The 1742-nt window shown below is 44.3% G+C and carries 3 protein-coding genes and 1 pseudogene; 3 read left to right on the forward strand and 1 reads right to left on the reverse strand.

Features of this window, described 5'->3' with window-relative positions:
• Window positions 1–111 precede the first annotated feature (111 nt).
• The 3 genes from IQ242_RS24010 to IQ242_RS24020 all read left to right on the forward strand — a co-directional run bounded on the left by IQ242_RS24010 (window position 112) and on the right by IQ242_RS24020 (window position 1568).
• The gene (locus IQ242_RS24010; protein WP_193961680.1) at window positions 112–738 is read left to right on the forward strand and encodes a TenA family protein; all 627 of its coding nucleotides are present in this window, start codon (window positions 112–114) and stop codon (window positions 736–738) included.
• 15 nt (window positions 739–753) lie between these two features.
• A complete protein-coding gene (locus tag IQ242_RS24015; protein WP_081417918.1) occupies window positions 754–1161 on the forward strand; it encodes a DUF2605 domain-containing protein in 408 nt (135 codons plus the stop codon).
• A 101-nt stretch (window positions 1162–1262) separates the two neighbouring features.
• On the forward strand, window positions 1263–1568 hold the full coding sequence (locus tag IQ242_RS24020) for a DUF2973 domain-containing protein (RefSeq protein ID WP_052276851.1): 306 nt from the start codon (window positions 1263–1265) through the stop codon (window positions 1566–1568).
• Here the strand turns inward: IQ242_RS24020 and IQ242_RS26495 are convergent.
• Window positions 1509–1742, reverse strand: a pseudogene (locus IQ242_RS26495) (hypothetical protein); the annotation flags it as partial. The gene IQ242_RS24020 and the pseudogene IQ242_RS26495 sit on opposite strands and share 60 nt — an antisense overlap.

Genomic DNA, 1742 nt, shown 5'->3' on the forward strand with positions numbered 1-1742 from the left:
TGCTTCAACCGTTCGGCAAAAGCTCACGGCCGAAGCCCAACCTACATTCATCTTATATTTAATTCCACCCACCCACTTAACCAACCTTGTCCACCTAATTAGTATTTTCCCATGCTTAGTCAGCAACTTTGGCACAGCCATCAAGATCTAGTACAAGCTTGTCTAGAACACCCTTTTGTGCGAGGTATCGCCACAGGAGAGCTTAAACGGGATTGTTTCGCTTTTTATGTCGGTCAAGATGCTTTTTTTCTGGAATCTTTCGCCCGTGCTTACAGTATCGCCGCCGCTAAAGCTTCTGATTGGCAGGGATTTACTAGCTTTCATCGGTTGGCGGCGGGGGTATTAAAGGAGTTAGAATTACACGAAAATTACGCTTTACAGTGGGGGGTTGACCTAAGAAAGGTTCAGCCCGCTAATGCCACCCGTCGCTATACGGATTTTCTTCTCGCTACCGCTTGGATGGGTGACATCGGTGCGATTGCCGTGGCGATGAGTCCCTGTATGCGTCTTTATGCTTATCTGGGCCAACAATTAGCCTTAGAACCGATTTCTGAGAATCCCTATCAAGCTTGGATTGATAGTTATAGTGGGAATGAATTCGCAGCTTTAGCAAGCCAGTTAGAGGAATTAGCGGATAAATACGCCCTGATGACGGAAAATATCTCTTTATCCTATCGTTATGCCCTTAGTTGTGAACAGGACTTCTTTAGTGCCGCCTACAGCCGGGGCAAATCTTAAAATTTTCCCGTCACAATGTTAAGAAATATAAATAACGCTAAGATTAAGGTAAGCAAAATCGTCATTATAAGAATAATGTTTCCTTCGCAACCCACCGAAAACGAACTCCTGAAAACTATCCTGGAACCTCTACTAGAGGATTTCACCTATTGGTTTTCCCGTTCCCGTCTCCTCCTCGAATCCGAGAGATTATCCTTTCTCAGCCTCGAGGAACAAAACGATTTATTAGCAAGAGTCAAAAACGCTCAACAGGAGGTAGCCACGGCTCATTTACTCTTTAAAACCACAGGTGGTCAGGTGGGTATCGAGGCCAAGATGTTGTTGCCTTGGCATCAGCTGGTGGCAGAGTGTTGGGGGGTCAGCAGTCGTCGTCGTCGATTACAGGGTTGGGGAGAATATCAATCTCCTCAAACTGACGCTTAACTTGAAACTTTTTTGGTAAGCTAGAGAGTTGAGCGAATTTTTAGCATAAAGTTTTGGCAATTGTAGGAATATTCACGCATAATTCACGGGAGACTCGGCCAATGTTACATCTGCTCTATATCCTCGCCTTCACAGTTATCGCTTTTTTGACCATTAATAATTTAATTCGGAGTCTGATTACTGTCAGCATGGATTCCCAGAAACGTCCTGCTAAATCGGGTAATTCCTATAATCCCTACGGTTATCCCATGACTTCCCATCCCGAACTTTTGGACGAGACTGGACAACCGATTAATGAACCTCTGTTAGTGATTCGTTCTCTCACTGTGGAAGATGCTCGTCAACAGTTAGATGCCATTTATAATTCTTCTCCCAGTGCCACCAAAGAGCAAGATGAAGAAATCTAATTGGGGTTGGCTGAATAAATCTAAAAATCTTGTTGGGTAAGACTTTGAGACCTTTTTGAAATCCAAAAGTGCTAGGCAAGAGGGTGATCAGGGGGAAAATTCAGGTGCTTTTTCCCCGAAAATTAGGTAATTGACCTCCTCAAAATCGGTAAAACCCTACACCCCACACCCCAC

It is taken from the genome of Microcystis sp. LEGE 08355 (assembly GCF_015207185.1).
GTDB lineage: Bacteria > Cyanobacteriota > Cyanobacteriia > Cyanobacteriales > Microcystaceae > Microcystis > Microcystis panniformis.

What these genes read in the sequence shown, in the direction of transcription:
- IQ242_RS24015 (WP_081417918.1), top strand. Translation starts at nt 754, where the DNA reads ATGTTAAGAAATATAAATAACGCTAAGATTAAGGTAAGCAAAATCGTC.
- IQ242_RS24010 (WP_193961680.1), top strand. Translation starts at nt 112, where the DNA reads ATGCTTAGTCAGCAACTTTGGCACAGCCATCAAGATCTAGTACAAGCT.
- IQ242_RS24020 (WP_052276851.1), top strand. Translation starts at nt 1,263, where the DNA reads ATGTTACATCTGCTCTATATCCTCGCCTTCACAGTTATCGCTTTTTTG.